The organism is Oleiphilus sp. HI0043, from assembly GCF_001634935.1.
Genome location: NZ_LWEY01001383.1, coordinates 1 through 1182, shown reverse-complemented (window position 1 = coordinate 1182; position 1182 = coordinate 1). Strand labels below are relative to the sequence as shown.

Genomic DNA, 1182 nt, shown 5'->3' with positions numbered 1-1182 from the left:
CACTGATTGAATCCTGGGTTGAGTTTATATATTTCCTTTATATCGATGCCGGCCAGGGTAGCTGCCTGGGCAAGATCGATCTGCCCGCCAGTTTGAACTGTCTCAAAGTACGGTTTATCAGCGATTTTCGGGAATTGAATGTTGTATTTTTCAGGCGACTTTACAATCTTGGCAAGAGCAAGCAGTTTAGGGACGTAAGCGCGGGTTTCTCTTGGAAGCTTCAAAGACCAGAAGTCTTGGGGTTTTCCTAGTTTTTTATTGCGCTTTATCGCCTTACTAACGCGGCCTGAACCAGAGTTGTAAGATGCAAGAGCATGGAGCCAGTTGCCGTCAAATCGTCTACTTAAGTAACTCAGGTATTCGAGAGCTCCTTGAGTCGATGCTAATACGTCACGTCGTCCATCGTACCACCAGTTTTGATGCAAACCATAAATCTTCCCGGTACCTGGAATAAACTGCCATAAGCCTGAAGCACGGCCATGACTGTATGCGAAAGGATCGTAGGCACTCTCGACAAAAGGTAGTAGTGCTAGTTCCATCGGTAGTTTACGTTTCTTAACTTCTTGCACCACATGGTGAAGATAGCGTGAAGAGCGCTTAAAGGTTCGGTCTAGATAATTGGGGTTGTTTACGTACCAGCGTAACTGGCTTTGAATGCGCTTGTTGTCAAGAGTCAGGTCGAGTGTAAAGTGCTTTCGAATATCGTCAAGCAGGTCGCCTTGGTCAGGGTTATGGCTAGGTCTATCACGAAGAAGCTGAAGCTCCTGATTGACTTTCTGTTCCAGCTCATCAGTTGGAGTGATAAAACCGTATTGCTCGTAGTTACGATTCTGCTGTTTGTTATGTTCGGCAGATGCGCTGTCGATAAGCTTATTATTCAGAGCAAAACTACTGAATAGATCTTCATCTGGGCTGCTCAAAAGGCCGCTAACGAAAAACTTTTCTTTTGGCTCCACCGTTTCGTCAAATATTTGAGAGATTAAATAGGGTGGTGCTGTTAGTGCTTCGTTGTCGGAATTACTAGCTGGTGTCGTACTGGTGTGCTCTGGGGAGGGTTGGAGCTTTGCTTTACTAGCAGTTGACGCTTGCTTAATGCCACTTTCTTGAGTATTTGAGATTTGTTCGCTTACTTGAGTGTTTTCCTTGCTCTCAATGTCGGGGGTAGGTTCGCTTTTGTTTGAT

Annotated in this window: 1 protein-coding gene; it reads right to left on the bottom strand. The window is 45.3% G+C overall.

Features of this window, described 5'->3' with window-relative positions:
• Positions 1-1182 (bottom strand): transglycosylase SLT domain-containing protein (locus A3729_RS18835; RefSeq protein ID WP_369820147.1); only part of this gene is annotated, 1182 nt, incomplete at both ends.